Below are 16,604 nucleotides of genomic sequence, written 5' to 3'. Positions count from 1 at the left end.
AACACCGCAACACAAGACTTCCGAGACAGGAGCGAACAGAAGTGGCGAAGGAGAAGTTCGAGCGCGACAAGCCGCACGTCAACGTCGGCACCATCGGTCACATCGACCATGGCAAGACGACGCTGACCGCGGCCATCACGACGGTGCTCGCCGAGAAGATGGGCGGCGAGGCTCGCAGCTTCGCGGAGATCGACAACGCTCCTGAGGAGAAGGAGCGCGGGATCACGATCGCCACGTCGCACGTCGAGTACCAGACCGAGGCGCGTCACTACGCGCACGTCGATTGTCCCGGCCACGCCGACTACGTGAAGAACATGATCACGGGCGCGGCGCAGATGGACGGCGCGATCCTCGTGGTCTCGGCCGCCGATGGCCCGATGCCCCAGACCCGTGAGCACATCCTGCTCGCCCGTCAGGTCGGCGTCCCCTACATCGTCGTGTTCCTCAACAAGGCCGACATGGTCGACGACGAGGAGCTCCTGGAGCTCGTCGAGGTCGAGGTCCGCGACCTCCTCTCCGAGTACGACTTCCCGGGCGACGACATCCCGTTCATCACGGGGTCCGCTCTGAAGGCGCTCGAGGGCGACGAGGAGTACAAGCAGAAGATCTACGAGCTGGCCGACGCGCTGGACTCCTACATCCCGGAGCCCACCCGTGACCTCGACAAGCCGTTCCTGATGCCGGTCGAGGACGTCTTCTCGATCACGGGTCGTGGCACGGTTGCCACGGGCCGCATCGAGCAGGGCGTCGTCAACACGGGCGACACGGTCGAGATCGTCGGCGTCAAGGACACGACGACCACGGTCGTCACGGGCGTCGAGATGTTCCGCAAGATCCTCGACCAGGGCCAGGCCGGCGACAACGTGGGCTGCCTGCTCCGTGGCACCAAGCGTGAGGAGATCGAGCGCGGCCAGGTGCTGTGCAAGCCGGGCTCCATCACGCCGCACACGAAGTACAAGGCCGAGGTCTACGTCCTCAAGAAGGAGGAGGGCGGCCGTCACACGCCGTTCTTCACCGGCTACCGCCCCCAGTTCTACTTCCGCACGACGGACGTGACCGGGGTCGCTAACCTGCCCGAGGGCGTCGAGATGGTCATGCCCGGCGACAACGTCACGATGGAGATCGAGCTGATCCAGCCGATCGCCATGGACCAGGGCCTCCGCTTCGCCATCCGTGAGGGTGGCCGCACGGTGGGCTCGGGCGTCGTCACCGAGATCATCCAGTAACACCGCTTTGCGCGACGGGGCGCCTTCGGGCGCCCCGTCAACGCGCAGGCACCCCGTAGCACCAACTTCAGATACGACCGCAGGGAGTGGAGCGGAGACCCGTCGGATTCGGCGAGCGGTCCGCTCCTAAAGCCACGAGGCAACCCAGCGGACAGCATTTCCCAGACAGCAGACGGAATCGAATCGAACAGGCAGATGGCAGCCGCCACACAGAACAAGATCCGCATTCGCTTGAAGGCCTACGACCACCAGGCCCTCGAGACGGCGGCCAAGGAGATCGTCGAGACGGCGACGCGCACGGGCGCGACCGTCTCGGGTCCCGTGCCGCTGCCGACCGACCGCAACATCTACGCGGTCATCAAGTCGCCGTTCAAGGACAAGGACTCGCAGGAGCACTTCGAGATCCGGACGCACAAGCGCCTGATCGACATCCACGGGCCGACCCCGAAGACGGTCGACTCGCTCCAGCGCCTCGACCACCTCCCGGCCGGCGTGAACATCGAGATCAAGCTCCTCGCCTAAGCCATGCCCGCCATCCTCGCCAAGAAGCTCGGGATGACGCAGCTGTTCCTGGAGGACGGCCGCGTCGAGCGCGTCACGGTCCTCGAGGCCGGTCCGTGTCCCGTGACCGCGATCCGGACCAACGAGCGCGACGGCTACGAGGCCGTCCAGCTCGCGTTCGGCGCGTCCAAGGAGAAGCACCTGTCCAAGGCCGAGCTCGGCCACCTCAAGAAGGCGTCCGCGCCGCCGATGCGCCACCTCGTGGAGTTCCGCGACGAGGCGGGCGAGCTGACGGTCGGTGACACGGTCACCGTCGAGGCCTTCGAGGTCGGCCAGCACGTCAAGATCGCCGGCACGTCCAAGGGCAAGGGCTTCCAGGGCACGATCAAGCGCCACAACTTCAAGCGCGGCCCGAAGTCCCACGGCTCGCACAACGTGCGCGCCCCCGGATCGATCGGCGCGTCCGCCTGGCCCGCCCGCGTGATGAAGGGCATCCGCGGCCCGGGGCAGATGGGCAACAAGCGCATCACCCAGAAGGGCCTGGAGATCGTCCGCATCGACGCTGGCGACAACCTGCTGATCGTCCGCGGCTCGGTCCCCGGTCCCAAGAACGGCTTCGTGGAGGTCCGCACCGATGCCTAGCGCCAAGAACCTCGGCGGTGGCGCCGACGTCACCCTCGACGACGTCGCCTTCGGCGCCGCCTTCAACGGCCCGCTCGTCCACGAGTCGGTGCGCGCCGAGCTGGCCGCGCGCCGTCAGGGCACGTCGTCCACCAAGACCCGCGGCGAGGTCAGCGGCGGCGGCGCCAAGCCGTGGCGCCAGAAGGGCACGGGCCGCGCCCGCGCCGGCTCGTCCCGCTCGCCGGTGTGGACGGGCGGCGGCACGGTCTTCGGGCCCAAGCCGCGCCACTACACGTTCAAGGTCAACCGCAAGGAGAAGCGCGCCGCGTTCCGCAGCGCGCTGTCGATCCACGCCGAGCGTGGCTCGATCGCCGTCTTCGACGTGAAGGCCTTCGACACGCCGTCGACCAAGGCGGCCGCCAAGCTCCTCTCCGACTGGGGCGCGGCCGGCTCGCTGCTGGTCGTCCTGTCCGAGGCCGAGGAGCAGGCGGCGCTGTCGTTCCGCAACCTGGGTCACGTCCGCGGCGTGCTGCCGACGACCGCCGTCGGCGTCGCCGACCTGGTCGGAGCCGCCAACGTCCTGGTGTCCGAGGCCGCGCTGGAGGAGCTCACCGCGCGCGCCAAGGGCGAGAAGAAGACCGCCGAGGAGGCGAACGCCTGATGGACGCCAGCCAGGTGATCATCCGCCCGGTCGTCAGCGAGAAGAGCTACGTGCTCGCCGCGGCCGACAAGTACACGTTCCGGGTCCACCCGAACGCCCACAAGACGCAGATCCGCCAGGCGATCGAGTCCCTCTTCGAGGTGAACGTCGTCGAGGTGCGCACGATGTCGGTGAAGTCCAAGCCGAAGCGCCGTGGCCAGTCCATCGGGCGCACGCGCTCGTGGAAGAAGGCGATCGTGCAGGTGGCGCCGGGTCAGTCCATCCCGATCTTCCAGGGCCTCGAGGGCCTCGAGGAGTCGTAGTTCGATGCCCATCCGCAAGCCCAAGCCCACGTCCCCGGGCCTCCGCTTCGTCTCCTACCCGGACTTCGCGGAGATCACGAAGACCGAGCCCGAGCGCACCCTCGTCGAGGGCCTGAAGAAGTCCGGCGGCCGCAACGCCAACGGGCGCAAGACCTCCCGCCATCGCGGCGGCGGGGCCAAGCGCCTGTACCGCAAGGTCGACTTCAAGCGCCGTCGCGACGGCATCCCGGCCAAGGTCGCCGCGATCGAGTACGACCCCAACCGCACCGCCTACATCGCGCTGCTGCACTACGCCGACGGCGTCAAGTCCTACATCCTGGCTCCGGCCCGGATGCAGGTCGGCCAGACGGTGATGAGCGGCCCGGAGGCGGAGATCGCCGTGGGCAACTGCCTCCCGCTGGCCAACATGCCGACGGGCACGGTCGTCCACAACGTCGAGCTCCAGCCCGGGCGCGGCGGCCAGATGGGCCGTTCGGCCGGCGTCTCGATCCAGCTGATGGCGAAGGACGGCGACTACGCGACGCTGCGCCTGCCGTCCGGCGAGATGCGCATGGTCCGCGCCGAGTGCCGCGCGACCGTGGGCGTCATCGGCAACGCCGATCACCAGAACGTCAAGATCGGCAAGGCCGGCCGCAAGCGTCACATGGGCGTGCGCCCGCAGACGCGAGGCACGGCCATGAACCCGGTCGACCACCCGCACGGCGGCGGCGAGGGCTCCACGACGCCCGGCCGTCACCCGGTCACGCCGTGGGGCGTGCCGACGCTCGGGTACCGCACCCGCAAGAAGAACAAGACGTCCGACCGCTACATCGTCCGCGCCCGCAAGCGCGGCAAGGGCAAGCGGTAGAGGGTTAGGAAGCAGCGATGAGCCGTTCATCCAAGAAGGGCCCGTTCGTCGAGGAGCGTCTGATGACGCGCATCGAGAAGATGAACGAGTCCAACACCAAGCAGATGCTCCGCACCTGGTCGCGGACGTCGACGATCTTCCCCGAGATGGTGGGCCACACCATCGCCGTCCACGACGGGCGCAAGCACGTGCCGGTCTTCGTGAGCGAGTCGATGGTCGGCCACAAGCTCGGCGAGTTCGCGCCGACGCGCACCTACCGCGGCCACGTCGACACCGGGAAGAAGCGATGACCCCGGCCGACGAGAAGAACGAGCCGGAGACCGAGGTCGTCGACGAGACGACGCTCGAGGAGACGCCCGTCGAGCCGGAGGCCGAGGCCACCGAGGCCGAGGCTGCCGCCGAGGAGGCTCCGGAGACGGAGGCCGCCGAGGAGGAGGCCGCCGAGGAGCCCGTCGCCGAGGAGAAGCCCAAGCGCTCGCGTGCGAAGAAGCCCGCCGAGCCGAAGGCCGAGGAGCCCCCGGCCGAGAAGGCCAAGCCCGCCGCCAAGCCGGCGCCGTCGGCCAACGGCCGCCCGGTCGTCAAGGCCCAGGCCAAGTACGTGCGCACCTCCGCCCGCAAGGCGCGGCTGGTCGCCGACCACGTGCGCGGCAAGTCGGTCACCGAGGCCCGCGCGATCCTCGCGCACACGCCCCGCGCCGTCGCGGAGGACTGGGAGAAGCTCCTGAACTCCGCCGTCGCCAACGCCGAGCACAACCACGAGCTGCTCGGCGACGACCTGCGCATCTTGTCCATCACCGCCGACGAGGGCCCGACCCTCAAGCGCTTCCGCCCGCGTGCCATGGGCCGCGCTTCGCGCATCCGCAAGCGCACCTCGCACCTGTCGATCGCGCTCACGCCGAAGGAGCAGTAAGAGCATGGGACAGAAGGTTCACCCCGAGTCCATGCGCGTGGGCTACATCCACGACTGGAAGTCGAACTGGTTCACCGAGCGTGACTTCAGCGACTACCTGGCCGAGGACGTCGCCATCCGCAACCACATCACCAACAAGCTGGCGCACGCCGGCCTGTCGGACATCACGATCCGCAAGGACGCCAACGAGGTGGAGGTCAACATCCACACCGCGCGTCCGGGCATCGTGATCGGCAAGTCCGGGTCCGAGGTCGACGCGCTGCGCCGCGATCTGCACAAGATCACCAAGAAGCAGATCAAGGTGAACATCCTGGAGATCAAGCGGCCCGAGCTGGACGCCAAGCTCGTCGCCCAGTCGATCGCCGAGCAGCTGCAGAACCGCGTCGCCTTCCGCCGCGCGATGAAGCGCGCCCTGACGAGCGCGATGCGCTCGGGCGCCAAGGGCTGCAAGATCCAGGTCGGCGGCCGCCTCGGCGGCTCGGAGATGGCGCGCACGGAGATGTACTCCGACGGCCGCGTCCCGCTGCACACGCTGCGCGCCGACATCGACTACGGCTTCTACGAGGCCCGCACGACCTTCGGCCGCATCGGCTGCAAGGTGTGGATCAACAAGGGCGAGATCATGCCCGAGGGCTACGGCGGGTCCGACCTGACCGAGATCGAGGCCCCGCAGGCGGCCGGCATGGACCGTGGCGAGGATCGCCGCGGCGGCCGTGGCCGCAACGACCGTGACGGGCGCGGCGGTGGCCGCGGGCGCGGCGGTCGCGGTGGCGGTCCCGGTGGTCCGGGCGGCCCCGGCGGTCGCGGTGGTCGCGGCGGCGGTGGCCGCGGCGGCCAGGGCGGCGGTCCGCGTGGCGGCGGCGGGTACGGAGGGGGTCGCTAGATGCTCTCCCCCAAGCGCGTCAAGCACCGCAAGCAGCACCGTGGGCGCAAGCCCGGGTTCTCGCGCGGGCAGACCACGGTCCAGTTCGGCGAGTTCGGCATCAAGTCGCTCGACGCCGGCTGGCTGACGAACCGCCAGATCGAAGCCGCTCGTATCGCGATGACGCGCAAGATCAAGCGTGGCGGCAAGGTCTGGATCAACGTCTACCCGGACAAGTCCTACACCAAGAAGCCCGCCGAGACCCGCATGGGCTCCGGCAAGGGCTCGCCGGAGGGCTGGGTCGCCGTCGTCAAGCCGGGCCGCGTCATGTTCGAGCTGGCCGGCGTGCCGGAGCCCCTCGCCCGCGAGGCCCTGCGCCTGGCCGGGATGAAGCTGCCCGTTCGGACCAAGATCGTGACCGCGGAGGATCAGGCCTGATGGACGCCAAGGACATCCGCGAGCTGCACGACGACGAGCTCGTCGACCACATCAAGACGGTGCGCCGCGACCTCTTCGGCCTGCGGTTCCAGCACGCCACCGGCGAGCTGGAGAACACCGCCGGCCTCAAGACCGGCAAGCGCGACCTCGCTCGCGCCCTGACGATCGCCCGCCAGCGCGGGCTGGACATCAACTAGTAGCCATGGCTGACGAGACCCCCGACACGACCGAAGAGCAGGTCGCCCCCGCCGCCGACGCGGCGGAGGAGACGACCGCTGCCCCTGAGGCTCCGGAGACGGAGGCGGCCGAGGCTGCCGCCGAGCCCGAGGCCGCCGCCGAGCCGGTCGCCCCCCAGACCCCCAAGGAGCGCAAGGCCGCTGCCCGCGCCCGTCGCGGCCTGCGCCGCGGCGCGACGCCGGAGGAGCGCGCCGAGGCCCGCAAGGCCAAGGCCGCCGCTCGCTCGCGCTACCGCGCCAACGCGCGCGCCAAGCGCAACGAGAAGCGCGGCGAGGCCGGCCCCGCCAAGACGGTGTCGCCGATCGAGCACGGCCCCGGCTCCCCCAAGGAGCGCCTGGGCACGGTGACCTCGAACAAGGCCGACAAGACGATCACGGTCCGCATCGACGTGGCCCGTCGTCACCGCCGGTACCAGAAGATCGTGCGCAGCTCGACGACGCTCCACGCCCACGACGAGACCAACGACGCCAACATCGGCGACGTCGTGCGCATCATCGAGTCCCGCCCGCTCAGCGCCACCAAGCGCTGGCGCCTCGTCGAAGTGCTGGAGCGTGCCAAGTGATCCAGAACGAATCCCGCCTCAAGGTCGCCGACAACACCGGCGCCCGCGAGATCCTCGTCATCCGCGTGCAGGGCGGCAGCAAGCGCCGCTACGCGCACGTCGGCGACGTGATCACCGCCACGGTCAAGACCGCCAACCCGCAGGGCACGGTCAAGAAGGGCGAGGTCGTCAAGGCCGTCGTCGTTCGCACGAAGAAGGAGTTCGGCCGTGAGGACGGCACGTACATCGCCTTCGACGAGAACGCGGCCGTGATCATCGACGCCGCCGGCAACCCGCGCGGCACGCGCATCTTCGGGCCGGTGGCCCGCGAGCTGCGCGACCGCAACTACATGAAGATCATCTCGCTCGCGCCGGAGGTGCTCTAAGCCATGGCTCTGAAGATCCGTCGCGACGACGAGGTCGTCGTCATCAGCGGCAAGGACCGCGGCAAGACCGGCAAGGTGCTCCGCGTGGACCCCAAGAAGGAGCGGGTCTACGTCGAGGGCGTCAACATCGTCAAGCGCCACCAGCGCCCGCTCCCCAACGCCCCCCAGATCGAGGCGGGCGTGATCGAGCGCGAAGGCCCCATCCACATCTCCAACGTCCAGCTTCTGGATCCCAAGACCAAGAAGGGCACCCGCGTCGGTGTCGTCCGCGAGGACGGCAACCGCAACCGCGTCGCCCGTGGGTCCGGGACGAAGTTCGACTAAGGCAGCCGAGAACCATGGAAGCCGCAGCAACCCAGACCGCACGCTTCAAGACGCAGTACCTCGAGGAGATCCGTCCCGCGCTGATCCAGCGCTTCGGCTACTCGAGCTACATGCAGGCGCCGAAGCTCGTGAAGATCACCCTGAACATGGGCGTCGGTGACGCCAAGCAGGACTCGAAGCTTCTCGACGCAGCGGCGGAGCAGCTCGCGACGATCGCCGGCCAGAAGCCGTCGATCCGGCGCGCCCGCAAGTCCATCGCCCAGTTCAAGGTCCGCGAGGGCATGCCCGTCGGCGTCAGCGTCACGCTGCGCGGCGATCGTGCCTACGAGTTCCTCGACCGCCTGATCTCGGTCTCGCTTCCGCGCGTCCGGGACTTCCGCGGGCTCAAGCCGACGTCCTTCGACGGGCGCGGCGGGTACTCGATGGGCCTGCGCGAGCAGATCATCTTCCCCGAGATCGACTACGACGCCATCGATCAGGTGCGTGGCCTCGACATCGCGATCACCACGACCGCGCAATCGAGTGCTGAAACCTATGCCTTGCTCGAGGCCTTTGGCATGCCCTTCAGCCGTGAGGGCAACCCGTACGTGAACGCCGACGGCAACCAGGAGAGCTAGACCCGTGGCCAAGACGTCCCAGGTGGTCCGCCAGCAGCGCGGGTCCAAGTACAAGACGCGGGAGTACACCCGCTGCCGCCGGTGCGGCCGTTCGCGCGCCGTGTACCGCAAGTTCGGCGTGTGCCGCATCTGCCTGCGCGAGCTCGCGCACAACGGCTTCATCCCCGGCATGACCAAGTCGAGCTGGTAGGTCCGATATGTCGATGACCGATCCTGTCGCCGACTACCTGACGCGGATCCGCAACGCGATCCGTGCTCAGCACGACGTCGTCGAGATCCCCGCTTCGAAGCTCAAGCGCGAGATGACCCGCATCCTCGCCGAGCAGGGTTACATCGAGGCGTGGGAGACCGAGGCGCCGAACAGCGACCACCCCGGCTCGCTGATCCGCATCCAGCTCAAGTACACGGAGGACCGCAAGTCCGTCGTGTCGGGGCTGCAGCGCGCGTCGCGTCCGGGCCAGCGCTACTACGTGCCCGCCACCGGCATCCCCAAGGTGCTCGGCGGCATGGGCACCGCCATCGTCTCGACGTCCCAGGGCGTCATGACCGGCCACGAGGCCCGTCGCCGCGGCATCGGCGGCGAAGTCGTGGCAAAGGTCTGGTGAGGTTGACATGAGCCGTATCGGACGCAAGCCCATCCCGGTCCCCGCCGGGGTCACCGTCTCCATCGAGCCCGAGTCGGTCCGTGTCAACGGTCCGAAGGGCGAGCTCGTCGAGCGCATCCACCGCGACATCACGGTGCAGCAGGACGGCGACACGCTGACCGTGTCCCGCCCGACGGACCGTGGCGAGCACCGTGCGCTGCACGGGCTGTCGCGCTCGCTGATCGCCAACATGGTGGTCGGCGTGACCGACGGGTACGTCAAGACGCTTGAGATCCAGGGCGTCGGCTACCGCGCCGCGCTCAAGGGCAAGGACCTGGAGCTGGCCCTCGGCTACTCCCACCCGGTGTCGATCAAGGCGCCGGACGGGATCGAGTTCGAGGTCCCGCAGCCCACGCGAGTGATCGTCAAGGGCATCAACAAGCAGCTGGTCGGCGAGATCGCCGCCAACATCCGCAAGCAGCGGCCGCCGGAGCCCTACAAGGGCAAGGGCATCCGCTACGAGGGCGAGTACGTCGCCCGCAAGGTCGGTAAGCGAGCATGAGCATCAGCACCCCCGAAAAGCGCCGCCTCAAGCGCCGCCGTCGCGTCCGCGCGAAGGTCACGGGCACGGCCGAGCGCCCCCGCATCTCGGTGCGCCGGTCCAACCGCGGCATCTTCGCGCAGCTGGTCGACGACGTCGCCGGCAAGACGATCGTCGCGGTCCAGTGGACCGAGCCGGAGCTGCGCGACCTCGGGAAGTCCGAGCAGAGCAGCAAGGCCGGCGAGCTTCTCGCGCAGCGCGCGAAGGCCGCCGGCGTCGAGTCCGCCGTGTTCGATCGCGGCGGCTACCAGTACCACGGGCGCGTGAAGGCCTTCGCCGACGGCGTCCGCGAGGGAGGGCTCACCGTATGAGGCACGACAGCTTCGCCGATCGCGTCGTCTCGCCGGTCGGCCTCGACCTGCAGGAGCGGGTCGTCGAGATCAACCGCGTCGCCAAGGTCGTCAAGGGCGGCCGGCGCTTCTCGTTCACGGCGCTGGTCGTCGTGGGTGACGAGCAGTCGGTCGTCGGCATCGGCTACGGCAAGGCCAACGAGGTCCCGATCGCCATCCAGAAGGGCGTCGAGCAGGCCAAGAAGAACCTGTTCCGCGTGCCCAAGCACGGCTCGACGATCACGCATCAGGTCGAGGGCGTCTTCGGCTCCGGCCACGTGCTGCTCAAGCCGGCCTCGCCCGGTACGGGCGTCATCGCCGGCGGCGGCGTGCGCGCGGTCCTGGAGCTCGCGGGCATCCACGACATCCTGAGCAAGTCGCTGGGCACCCAGAACCCGATCAACCTGGTCAAGGCCACCCTGGCCGGCCTCCAGGACCTCCGCACGCCGGAGGAGGTCGCGGCGATCCGCGGCCTGTCGATCGCCGAGGTCCTGGGCCTCAGCAACGAGGCGCCCGCGGGCGAGACGCTCGAGGCGTTCGAGGCCGAGGCCGAGGAGGGCGCCGTCGCGGTCGCCACCGAGGAGGCCCCGGCCGAGGAGGCCGAGGCGCCCGCCGAGGAGGCGAGCGAGTGATGGCCGACAAGACCATCTCCATCACCCAGATCAAGAGCAAGAACGGCTCCAACCAGCGCCAGCTCGACACGCTGCGCTCGCTGGGGCTGCGCAAGATCGGCCAGACGGTCGAGGTCGTGGACAACGAGCAGTCCCGCGGGATGCTCCATCGCGTCCGCCACCTGATCAAGGTCGAGGAGGCTTAGCCACATGGCCGACGAGAAGAAGACCGAGGAGACCGGCGCCGAGGCGATCGGGCTCCACAACCTGAAGCCGGCCCCCGGCTCGCGGAAGGCGCGCAAGCGCGTCGGCCGCGGCGAGGGCTCCGGCCTGGGCAAGACCTCTGGCCGCGGCCAGAAGGGCTATGGCTCGCGCTCCGGCGCCAAGGACCGCGCGCGGTTCGAGGGCGGCCAGATGCCGATCCACATGCGGATGCGCAAGCTGCGCGGCCCGCACATGAAGAAGTCGATGCCGTTCGAGATGTTCCGCACGTACACGCAGGGCGTGAACGTGCAGGACCTGGAGCGCCGCTTCGACTCCGGTGCGGAGGTCACGCTGGAGGCCCTGAAGACCTCCGGCCTGGCCAAGAAGGACGACGTCCCGGTCAAGATCCTGGCCAAGGGCTCGATCTCCAAGCCGCTGACCGTCCACGCGCACAAGTTCTCCGCGTCCGCCAAGGAGGCCATCGAGGCCGCCGGCGGGACCGTGGTCGTGGTCGAGTCCAAGTAGCCCACGCAGCTCGGCGCGCCCGCGCGCGTCTTCGCTTCACGCCGAGGGCCCCGGTTTCCGGGGCCCTCGGTCGTTCCGGGGTGCCGTCTCAAGGGTTACTAGGCAACCCCCCGATGCCACCTGGGCATCGGCCCTCGACCCTGGTGGCATGACCCGACTCCCCATGCGCCCGCTGCTGCTCGGCGCCACCGCGCTCGCGGTTCTGCTCCCCGCCGCCTCCGCCTCGGCCGGCACGCTGACGCGCGAAGGCGACACGCTGGTGTTCCGCGCCGCGCCCGGCGAGGCCAACGACCTGTTCGTCAACGACGAGAGCCCCGAGTTCGCCTTCAACGACTCCCAGCCGATCACGATCGCCGCGTCCGGCTGCGAGGGCGCCGGCCCCGACTTCCCGACGATCGTCCGCTGCGCCCCGTCCGCCGCCGTCCGCGTCGAGCTCAACGACGGCGACGACGTGTTCCGCGTCGGCTCCAACTGGCGCGCGGCGGTCCCGATCGCCGTCGACGGCGGCGCGGGCAACGACCGCCTCGAGGGCGGGGCGGAGGCCGACACGTTCGCCGGCGGCGACGGCGACGACACGCTCAAGGGCGGCGACGGCGACGACACCCTCGACGGTGGCGCGGGCCGCGACAACCTCGAGGGCGGCGCGGGCCGCGACGTCGTGCGCGGCGGCGACGGCGACGACACGCTGTCGGGCGATCCGGGCGCGTCGCTGTCGGCCGACGTCATCGACGGCGGCCCCGGCCGCGACACGCTCAGCGAGTACGAGTACAACGACGGGACGTCGCAGCGTCCGGTGCACATCACGCTCGACGCCGGCGGCGCCGACGACGGCCGTCCGGGCGAGGGCGACGAGATCATCGGCGTCGAGGTCGTCCACCTGCTCGTGGCCGCCGACATGACCGCCGGGCCGGGCGGCTCGGACCTCAAGGTCTTCCACACGCTCGCCGCGCCGTCGCGCCTGATCGGCGGGCCGGGCAACGACACGCTGACCGGCTTCGACTACGACGACGTCATCGACGGCGGCGCCGGCGACGACACGCTGATCGGCGGCTACGGCCACGACACGATCACCGGCGGCCCGGGGCGCGACACGATCAACGCCGACGCCGTCGACGGCTGCAACTTCCTGGAGTGCCGCCCGATCTACGGCAACGACACGATCTACGTCCGCGACGGCGAGGTCGACACGGTCACCTGCGGTCCGGGCACCGACACGGTCGTCGCGGATCCCATCGACGTGATCGCGCCCGACTGCGAGAACGTCGACCGCGGCGTCGTCTCGAACCCGAAGCCGGACGGCGGCAAGACCCCGGGCCAGAAGCCGGGGGGCAAGTCGAGCAAGCTCTCGGTCTCGCTGCCCAAGACGCTCTCGGCGCGCGCGCTCAAGAAGGCCGGCCGCACGCTGAAGGTCACCGCGCCCGGCCGCGGCAAGATCGCGTTGACGCTCGCCCGCGGCAAGGCCGGCAAGGGCGGCACCGCCGCGACCGGCGGCGCGACGGCCAAGGCGGCGGGCACCGTCTCCGTCTCCCTGCGCGCCCGCAACGCCAAGCAGCGCCGCCTCGTGCGCAAGGGCACCTACCGGCTTCTGGTCCGCTGGACGCCGTCGTCCAAGGGCGCCAAGAGCAAGCAGCTGACGAAGACGATCAAGGTCGGCTAGAAGCCCCTCGGCCCGTCCTCGATCGGATGCCCGTCCGGCCCGCGCGGGAGCGTTGACGCTCCGGCAACGCCGGGCGGGCTCCGGCGAGCGGGAGTCGAGTACCCTTCGCGATCTCTCATGCTGTCCACGATCCTGAGCGCGTTCACCGTCGCGGAGATCCGCAAGAAGCTCGCCTTCACGGCGCTGCTTCTCGCCCTCTACCGCCTCGGCTCCCACATCCCGGTTCCCGGCGTCAACGTCCAGGCGGTCAAGGACGCCCAGGAGTCGTTCGGCGGCGGTGGCATCCTCAACCTGCTGAACACCTTCAGCGGCGGTGGGCTGAGCCGGATCGCGCTGTTCGCGCTGGGGATCATGCCCTACATCACGGCGTCGATCATCCTGCAGCTGCTGACGGTCGTGGTGCCCTCGCTGGAGAAGCTCCAGAAGGAGGGCGAGGTCGGCCAGCAGCGCATCACGCAGTACACGCGCTACCTCACGGTCGGCCTGGCGTTCGCGCAGTCGATCGGCTACGTGTTCCTCTTCAAGTCGCTGGCGCCGTCGACGGGCGAGAAGATCATCAGCCAGTTCGACACGCCGCACGTCTTCCTGATCGTCATGTCGCTCACGGCGGGCACGATCCTGCTGATGTGGATGGGCGAGCTGATCACGCAGCGCGGCATCGGCAACGGCATCTCGCTGATGATCTTCGCGTCGATCGTGGCGCGCCTGCCCGCCGGCATCTCGTCGTGGTGGAACAACCCCGACCACGTCTTCGTCGTGATGATGCCGTTCCTCGCGCTGGCCGTCGTCTGCGCGATCGTGTTCATCCAGGAGGGCCAGCGCCGGATCCCGGTGCAGTACGCCAAGCGCGTCATCGGCCGCCGGATGAGCGGCGGCGGGCAGACCTACCTGCCGCTGCGCGTGAACATGGCGGGCGTCATCCCGGTCATCTTCGCCGCGTCGATCATGGCGTTCCCGCCGACGGTCGGCCAGCTGATCAACACGCCCTTCACGCATGACGTCGCGAACTTCCTCAACCCGGGGAGGGCGCCCTACGTCATCGGCGAGGCGATCTTCATCATCCTCTTCACGTACTTCTACACGGCGGTGACGTTCAACCCCGTGGACCAGGCCGAGAACCTGAAGAAGTACGGCGGGTTCATCCCCGGCGTGCGGCCCGGTCGGCCGACCGCCGAGTTCCTGGACCGCATCCTCGCCCGGCTCACGTTCCCGGGCGCGCTGTACCTCGCGGCGGTCGCCGCGCTGCCGACGATCGTCATCGCGGTCACGGGCGCCACGCAGTCGTTCCAGTTCGGCGGCACGTCGCTGCTGATCGTGATCGGCGTGGCCCTCGACACGATGAAGCAGCTCGAGGCCCAGCTGATGATGCGCAACTACGAAGGCTTCCTCAAGTAGGATGCCCGACCTCCCAGGGACCGGCGGCCTCGATGCGCCGGCCCGCAGCGAGCCCGTGAGCGCATCCGTGTCTGAACTGAACCTCATCCTGGTCGGGCCGCCCGGTGCCGGAAAGGGCACCCAGGCGGAGCGGATCCAGCAGGACTTCGGCCTGCCCTACTTCGCGACCGGCAACATCCTCCGCGCGGCCGTCGCCGACGGCACCGACCTCGGCAAGCAGGCCAAGGCCTTCATGGACGACGGCAAGCTCGTCCCCGACGAGCTGATCATCGGCGTGCTGCTGGAGGCGCTGCAGTCCGCCGACGCCGCCGACGGCTTCCTGCTCGACGGCTTCCCGCGCACGATCGCGCAGGCCGACGCGCTGGGGGAGGCCCTGGGGAAGGTCGGCCGCAAGATCACCGCGGTGCTGCTGATCGACGTGCCCGACGAGGAGGTCGTCCGCCGGCTGTCGGGCCGCCGCGAGTGCGCGAAGAACCACCACACGTACCACGTGGACTTCGACCCGCCCAAGCACGAGGGCGTCTGCGACCAGGACGGCTCGAAGCTGATCCAGCGCGACGACGACAAGCCCGAGGTCATCAAGAAGCGGCTCGTGACCTACCACGAGCAGACCGAGCCGCTGGTGGACTACTACGAGGGCCGCGACCTGCTGCGCCGCTTCGACGGCTCGCGGACGCCGACCGAGGTCCACGACCACGTCCGCGCCACGATCGCCACGCTGCGCCTCGAGGACGCGATCTAGAGGCGCGCTGCGTAGCCTCTAGGCCGTGATCATCAAGAAGTCCCCCGCCGAGATCGAGAAGATGGCCGCCGCGGGGGCCATCCACGCGGCGACGATGAAGCTCGTCGCCGGCCAGATCCGCGAGGGCGTCTCGACCGCCGAGCTGGACGCGGTCGCCGAGGAGCACATCCGCTCGCAGGGAGCGGTCCCGTCGTTCAAGGGCTACCGCGGCTTCACCGGGTCGATCTGCGCGTCGCCCAACGCGATGGTCGTCCACGGCATCCCCGGCCCGTACCGGCTGGGCGCCGGCGACGTGATCTCGATCGACATCGGGGTCACCAAGAACGGGTGGGTCGCCGACGGCGCCGTCACCTTCCCGGTCGGCCCGGTCACGCCGGTGGCGGGCAAGCTGCTGGAGGTCACGCGCCAGTCGCTGTTCGACGCCGTGCAACAGTGCCGCCCGGGCAATCACCTCGGCGACGTCTCGCACGCGGTGCAGCAGACCGTCGAGGGCGCGGGGCTGTCGGTCGTCCGCTCGCTGGTCGGCCACGGCATCGGGCGTGACATGCACGAGGACCCGCAGATCCCCAACTACGGCAACGCGGGCACCGGCCCGCTGCTGGAGCCGGGGATGGTGCTGGCCGTCGAACCGATGACCACCGCCGGGCGCCACATGGTCCGGATGGGCGACGACGGCTGGGCGATCTACTCCCAGGACGGGTCGCTGGCCGCGCACTTCGAGTTCACGATCGCGGTGACCGAGGACGGGCCGCGGATCATGAACCCGTGGCACGAGGGCGAAGACGGCCTCTAGATGGTCGATCTCGTCGACCCAGGCTCGAACCGCGCCATTCGTTCGCTACCAGACGGCACCACGGCGCCTTTGCTATCGTCAATCGTCCGCGCGTGCGCACTGCCCCTGCGTGCGCGCCATCCGTGACGTAGCAGCGGCAGCCCTTGCGGCGGCCAGAGCGCGTCACCGGGCCAAACTCTTGGAAAGGGACCATGAAGGTACGACCGTCGGTGAAGCCGATGTGCGAGAAGTGCAAGATCATCCGTCGCCACGGCGCGGTGCTCGTCATCTGCCAGAACCCCCGCCACAAGCAGCGTCAGGGGTAACGGACCCATGGCTCGAATCGCCGGGGTCAACGTGCCCCTCAACAAGCGCGTCGAGGTCGGTCTGACCTACATCTACGGCATCGGCCGCTCGACGTCGAACAAGCTCTTGAGCGACGCCGGGATCCATCCCGACACCTACGTCCGCGACCTGACCGAGGACGAGGTCACCAAGCTTCGCGACGCCATCGACCAGCTGACGGTCGAGGGCGACCTGCGCCGTGAGCGCTCGCAGAACATCAAGCGCCTGATGGAGATCGGGTGCTACCGGGGACTGCGCCACCGTCGCGGTCTGCCGGTCCGGGGGCAGAACACGAAGACCAACGCTCGCACGCGCAAGGGCCCGAAGCGCATGTCGATCGCCGGCAAGAAGAAGGTCAAGAAGTAG

27 protein-coding genes and 1 pseudogene are annotated in these 16,604 nt (G+C 69.5%); all 28 read left to right on the top strand.

Going from position 1 to position 16,604, the window contains the following annotated elements:
* Positions 1 to 41 precede the first annotated feature (41 nt).
* Positions 42 to 1,226 carry an elongation factor Tu gene (tuf, locus tag VFG42_RS25080; RefSeq protein WP_324911577.1) on the top strand — a complete coding sequence of 395 codons (1,185 nt, stop codon included), beginning with the start codon at positions 42 to 44 and terminating at the stop codon, positions 1,224 to 1,226.
* Positions 1,227 to 1,421: 195 nt separating this feature from the next.
* On the top strand, positions 1,422 to 1,748 hold the full coding sequence (rpsJ, locus tag VFG42_RS25075) for a 30S ribosomal protein S10 (protein WP_027005623.1): 327 nt from the start codon (positions 1,422 to 1,424) through the stop codon (positions 1,746 to 1,748).
* Positions 1,749 to 1,751: 3 nt separating this feature from the next.
* Entirely contained in the window at positions 1,752 to 2,369 is a 618-nt protein-coding gene (rplC, locus tag VFG42_RS25070; RefSeq protein ID WP_324911576.1) for a 50S ribosomal protein L3, read from the top strand.
* Complete coding sequence (gene rplD, locus VFG42_RS25065; RefSeq protein ID WP_324911575.1) at positions 2,362 to 3,009, top strand: 50S ribosomal protein L4; 648 nt, start codon at positions 2,362 to 2,364, stop codon at positions 3,007 to 3,009. The genes rplC and rplD overlap by 8 nt, the downstream gene beginning before the upstream one ends.
* Positions 3,009 to 3,311 carry a 50S ribosomal protein L23 gene (gene rplW, locus VFG42_RS25060; protein WP_324911574.1) on the top strand — a complete coding sequence of 101 codons (303 nt, stop codon included), beginning with the start codon at positions 3,009 to 3,011 and terminating at the stop codon, positions 3,309 to 3,311. The genes rplD and rplW overlap by 1 nt, the downstream gene beginning before the upstream one ends.
* A gap of 4 nt (positions 3,312 to 3,315) precedes the next feature.
* Positions 3,316 to 4,158, top strand: a complete 843-nt coding sequence (rplB, locus tag VFG42_RS25055; protein ID WP_324911573.1) for a 50S ribosomal protein L2 — start codon at positions 3,316 to 3,318, stop codon at positions 4,156 to 4,158.
* Positions 4,159 to 4,175: 17 nt separating this feature from the next.
* Complete coding sequence (gene rpsS, locus VFG42_RS25050) at positions 4,176 to 4,448, top strand: 30S ribosomal protein S19 (protein ID WP_324911572.1); 273 nt, start codon at positions 4,176 to 4,178, stop codon at positions 4,446 to 4,448.
* A gap of 290 nt (positions 4,449 to 4,738) precedes the next feature.
* Positions 4,739 to 5,068: pseudogene (gene rplV, locus VFG42_RS25045) on the top strand (50S ribosomal protein L22); the annotation flags it as partial.
* Between the two features lie 4 nt (positions 5,069 to 5,072).
* Positions 5,073 to 5,951 (top strand): 30S ribosomal protein S3, encoded by an 879-nt coding sequence (gene rpsC / locus VFG42_RS25040; protein WP_349260459.1) that lies wholly within the window; start codon positions 5,073 to 5,075, stop codon positions 5,949 to 5,951.
* Positions 5,952 to 6,368, top strand: coding sequence for a 50S ribosomal protein L16 (gene rplP / locus VFG42_RS25035; protein ID WP_324911571.1), 417 nt, complete (start codon positions 5,952 to 5,954; stop codon positions 6,366 to 6,368). It abuts the gene before it with no gap.
* On the top strand, positions 6,368 to 6,565 hold the full coding sequence (gene rpmC / locus VFG42_RS25030) for a 50S ribosomal protein L29 (protein ID WP_324911570.1): 198 nt from the start codon (positions 6,368 to 6,370) through the stop codon (positions 6,563 to 6,565). The genes rplP and rpmC overlap by 1 nt, the downstream gene beginning before the upstream one ends.
* Positions 6,566 to 6,906: 341 nt before the next feature.
* Positions 6,907 to 7,167, top strand: coding sequence for a 30S ribosomal protein S17 (rpsQ, locus tag VFG42_RS25025; RefSeq protein ID WP_349260461.1), 261 nt, complete (start codon positions 6,907 to 6,909; stop codon positions 7,165 to 7,167).
* Positions 7,164 to 7,532, top strand: coding sequence for a 50S ribosomal protein L14 (rplN, locus tag VFG42_RS25020; protein WP_324911569.1), 369 nt, complete (start codon positions 7,164 to 7,166; stop codon positions 7,530 to 7,532). Before rpsQ ends, rplN begins: the two co-directional genes overlap by 4 nt.
* 3 nt (positions 7,533 to 7,535) lie before the next feature.
* Positions 7,536 to 7,856, top strand: coding sequence for a 50S ribosomal protein L24 (gene rplX / locus VFG42_RS25015; protein WP_324911567.1), 321 nt, complete (start codon positions 7,536 to 7,538; stop codon positions 7,854 to 7,856).
* A gap of 14 nt (positions 7,857 to 7,870) precedes the next feature.
* Positions 7,871 to 8,473, top strand: a complete 603-nt coding sequence (gene rplE / locus VFG42_RS25010) for a 50S ribosomal protein L5 (protein ID WP_324911566.1) — start codon at positions 7,871 to 7,873, stop codon at positions 8,471 to 8,473.
* Positions 8,474 to 8,477: 4 nt separating this feature from the next.
* The gene (locus tag VFG42_RS25005) at positions 8,478 to 8,663 is read left to right on the top strand and encodes a type Z 30S ribosomal protein S14 (protein WP_324911565.1); all 186 of its coding nucleotides are present in this window, start codon (positions 8,478 to 8,480) and stop codon (positions 8,661 to 8,663) included.
* Positions 8,664 to 8,676: 13 nt separating this feature from the next.
* Entirely contained in the window at positions 8,677 to 9,078 is a 402-nt protein-coding gene (rpsH, locus tag VFG42_RS25000; RefSeq protein WP_349260458.1) for a 30S ribosomal protein S8, read from the top strand.
* A gap of 7 nt (positions 9,079 to 9,085) precedes the next feature.
* Positions 9,086 to 9,619, top strand: coding sequence for a 50S ribosomal protein L6 (rplF, locus tag VFG42_RS24995; protein ID WP_324911563.1), 534 nt, complete (start codon positions 9,086 to 9,088; stop codon positions 9,617 to 9,619).
* Positions 9,616 to 9,969 carry a 50S ribosomal protein L18 gene (rplR, locus tag VFG42_RS24990; protein ID WP_324911562.1) on the top strand — a complete coding sequence of 118 codons (354 nt, stop codon included), beginning with the start codon at positions 9,616 to 9,618 and terminating at the stop codon, positions 9,967 to 9,969. Before rplF ends, rplR begins: the two co-directional genes overlap by 4 nt.
* Positions 9,966 to 10,619: a 30S ribosomal protein S5 gene (gene rpsE / locus VFG42_RS24985; protein ID WP_349260457.1), complete on the top strand. Its 654-nt coding sequence runs from the start codon at positions 9,966 to 9,968 to the stop codon at positions 10,617 to 10,619. The genes rplR and rpsE overlap by 4 nt, the downstream gene beginning before the upstream one ends.
* Positions 10,619 to 10,804: a 50S ribosomal protein L30 gene (gene rpmD, locus VFG42_RS24980; RefSeq protein ID WP_324911561.1), complete on the top strand. Its 186-nt coding sequence runs from the start codon at positions 10,619 to 10,621 to the stop codon at positions 10,802 to 10,804. Before rpsE ends, rpmD begins: the two co-directional genes overlap by 1 nt.
* A gap of 4 nt (positions 10,805 to 10,808) precedes the next feature.
* Positions 10,809 to 11,327, top strand: a complete 519-nt coding sequence (gene rplO, locus VFG42_RS24975; RefSeq protein WP_349260456.1) for a 50S ribosomal protein L15 — start codon at positions 10,809 to 10,811, stop codon at positions 11,325 to 11,327.
* A 148-nt stretch (positions 11,328 to 11,475) separates the two neighbouring features.
* On the top strand, positions 11,476 to 12,984 hold the full coding sequence (locus VFG42_RS24970) for a calcium-binding protein (RefSeq protein ID WP_324911560.1): 1,509 nt from the start codon (positions 11,476 to 11,478) through the stop codon (positions 12,982 to 12,984).
* A 117-nt stretch (positions 12,985 to 13,101) separates the two neighbouring features.
* On the top strand, positions 13,102 to 14,379 hold the full coding sequence (gene secY, locus VFG42_RS24965) for a preprotein translocase subunit SecY (RefSeq protein WP_324911559.1): 1,278 nt from the start codon (positions 13,102 to 13,104) through the stop codon (positions 14,377 to 14,379).
* Positions 14,380 to 14,455: 76 nt separating this feature from the next.
* On the top strand, positions 14,456 to 15,121 hold the full coding sequence (locus VFG42_RS24960; protein ID WP_349260460.1) for an adenylate kinase: 666 nt from the start codon (positions 14,456 to 14,458) through the stop codon (positions 15,119 to 15,121).
* 25 nt (positions 15,122 to 15,146) lie between these two features.
* Positions 15,147 to 15,914, top strand: a complete 768-nt coding sequence (gene map, locus VFG42_RS24955) for a type I methionyl aminopeptidase (protein ID WP_324911557.1) — start codon at positions 15,147 to 15,149, stop codon at positions 15,912 to 15,914.
* Positions 15,915 to 16,105: 191 nt separating this feature from the next.
* Positions 16,106 to 16,219, top strand: coding sequence for a 50S ribosomal protein L36 (gene rpmJ / locus VFG42_RS24950; RefSeq protein WP_037400725.1), 114 nt, complete (start codon positions 16,106 to 16,108; stop codon positions 16,217 to 16,219).
* A 7-nt stretch (positions 16,220 to 16,226) separates the two neighbouring features.
* A complete protein-coding gene (gene rpsM, locus VFG42_RS24945) occupies positions 16,227 to 16,604 on the top strand; it encodes a 30S ribosomal protein S13 (protein ID WP_324911556.1) in 378 nt (125 codons plus the stop codon).

It is taken from the genome of Baekduia sp., from assembly GCF_035685985.1.
Taxonomy (GTDB): Bacteria; Actinomycetota; Thermoleophilia; order Solirubrobacterales; family Solirubrobacteraceae; genus Baekduia.
The sequence above is the reverse complement of the archived record's forward strand: the minus strand, read 5'-3'. Positions and strand labels throughout refer to the sequence as shown.

Excerpts from the sequence above, each read along its gene's own strand:
- rpsJ (WP_027005623.1), top strand. The coding sequence starts at position 1,422 with ATGGCAGCCGCCACACAGAACAAGATCCGCATTCGCTTGAAGGCCTAC.
- rplC (WP_324911576.1), top strand. The coding sequence starts at position 1,752 with ATGCCCGCCATCCTCGCCAAGAAGCTCGGGATGACGCAGCTGTTCCTG.
- rplD (WP_324911575.1), top strand. The coding sequence starts at position 2,362 with ATGCCTAGCGCCAAGAACCTCGGCGGTGGCGCCGACGTCACCCTCGAC.
- rplW (WP_324911574.1), top strand. The coding sequence starts at position 3,009 with ATGGACGCCAGCCAGGTGATCATCCGCCCGGTCGTCAGCGAGAAGAGC.
- rplB (WP_324911573.1), top strand. The coding sequence starts at position 3,316 with ATGCCCATCCGCAAGCCCAAGCCCACGTCCCCGGGCCTCCGCTTCGTC.
- rpsS (WP_324911572.1), top strand. The coding sequence starts at position 4,176 with ATGAGCCGTTCATCCAAGAAGGGCCCGTTCGTCGAGGAGCGTCTGATG.
- rpsC (WP_349260459.1), top strand. The coding sequence starts at position 5,073 with ATGGGACAGAAGGTTCACCCCGAGTCCATGCGCGTGGGCTACATCCAC.
- rplP (WP_324911571.1), top strand. The coding sequence starts at position 5,952 with ATGCTCTCCCCCAAGCGCGTCAAGCACCGCAAGCAGCACCGTGGGCGC.
- rpmC (WP_324911570.1), top strand. The coding sequence starts at position 6,368 with ATGGACGCCAAGGACATCCGCGAGCTGCACGACGACGAGCTCGTCGAC.
- rplX (WP_324911567.1), top strand. The coding sequence starts at position 7,536 with ATGGCTCTGAAGATCCGTCGCGACGACGAGGTCGTCGTCATCAGCGGC.
- rplE (WP_324911566.1), top strand. The coding sequence starts at position 7,871 with ATGGAAGCCGCAGCAACCCAGACCGCACGCTTCAAGACGCAGTACCTC.
- rpsH (WP_349260458.1), top strand. The coding sequence starts at position 8,677 with ATGACCGATCCTGTCGCCGACTACCTGACGCGGATCCGCAACGCGATC.
- rplF (WP_324911563.1), top strand. The coding sequence starts at position 9,086 with ATGAGCCGTATCGGACGCAAGCCCATCCCGGTCCCCGCCGGGGTCACC.
- rplR (WP_324911562.1), top strand. The coding sequence starts at position 9,616 with ATGAGCATCAGCACCCCCGAAAAGCGCCGCCTCAAGCGCCGCCGTCGC.
- rpsE (WP_349260457.1), top strand. The coding sequence starts at position 9,966 with ATGAGGCACGACAGCTTCGCCGATCGCGTCGTCTCGCCGGTCGGCCTC.
- rpmD (WP_324911561.1), top strand. The coding sequence starts at position 10,619 with ATGGCCGACAAGACCATCTCCATCACCCAGATCAAGAGCAAGAACGGC.
- rplO (WP_349260456.1), top strand. The coding sequence starts at position 10,809 with ATGGCCGACGAGAAGAAGACCGAGGAGACCGGCGCCGAGGCGATCGGG.
- VFG42_RS24970 (WP_324911560.1), top strand. The coding sequence starts at position 11,476 with ATGACCCGACTCCCCATGCGCCCGCTGCTGCTCGGCGCCACCGCGCTC.
- secY (WP_324911559.1), top strand. The coding sequence starts at position 13,102 with ATGCTGTCCACGATCCTGAGCGCGTTCACCGTCGCGGAGATCCGCAAG.
- rpmJ (WP_037400725.1), top strand. The coding sequence starts at position 16,106 with ATGAAGGTACGACCGTCGGTGAAGCCGATGTGCGAGAAGTGCAAGATC.
- rpsM (WP_324911556.1), top strand. The coding sequence starts at position 16,227 with ATGGCTCGAATCGCCGGGGTCAACGTGCCCCTCAACAAGCGCGTCGAG.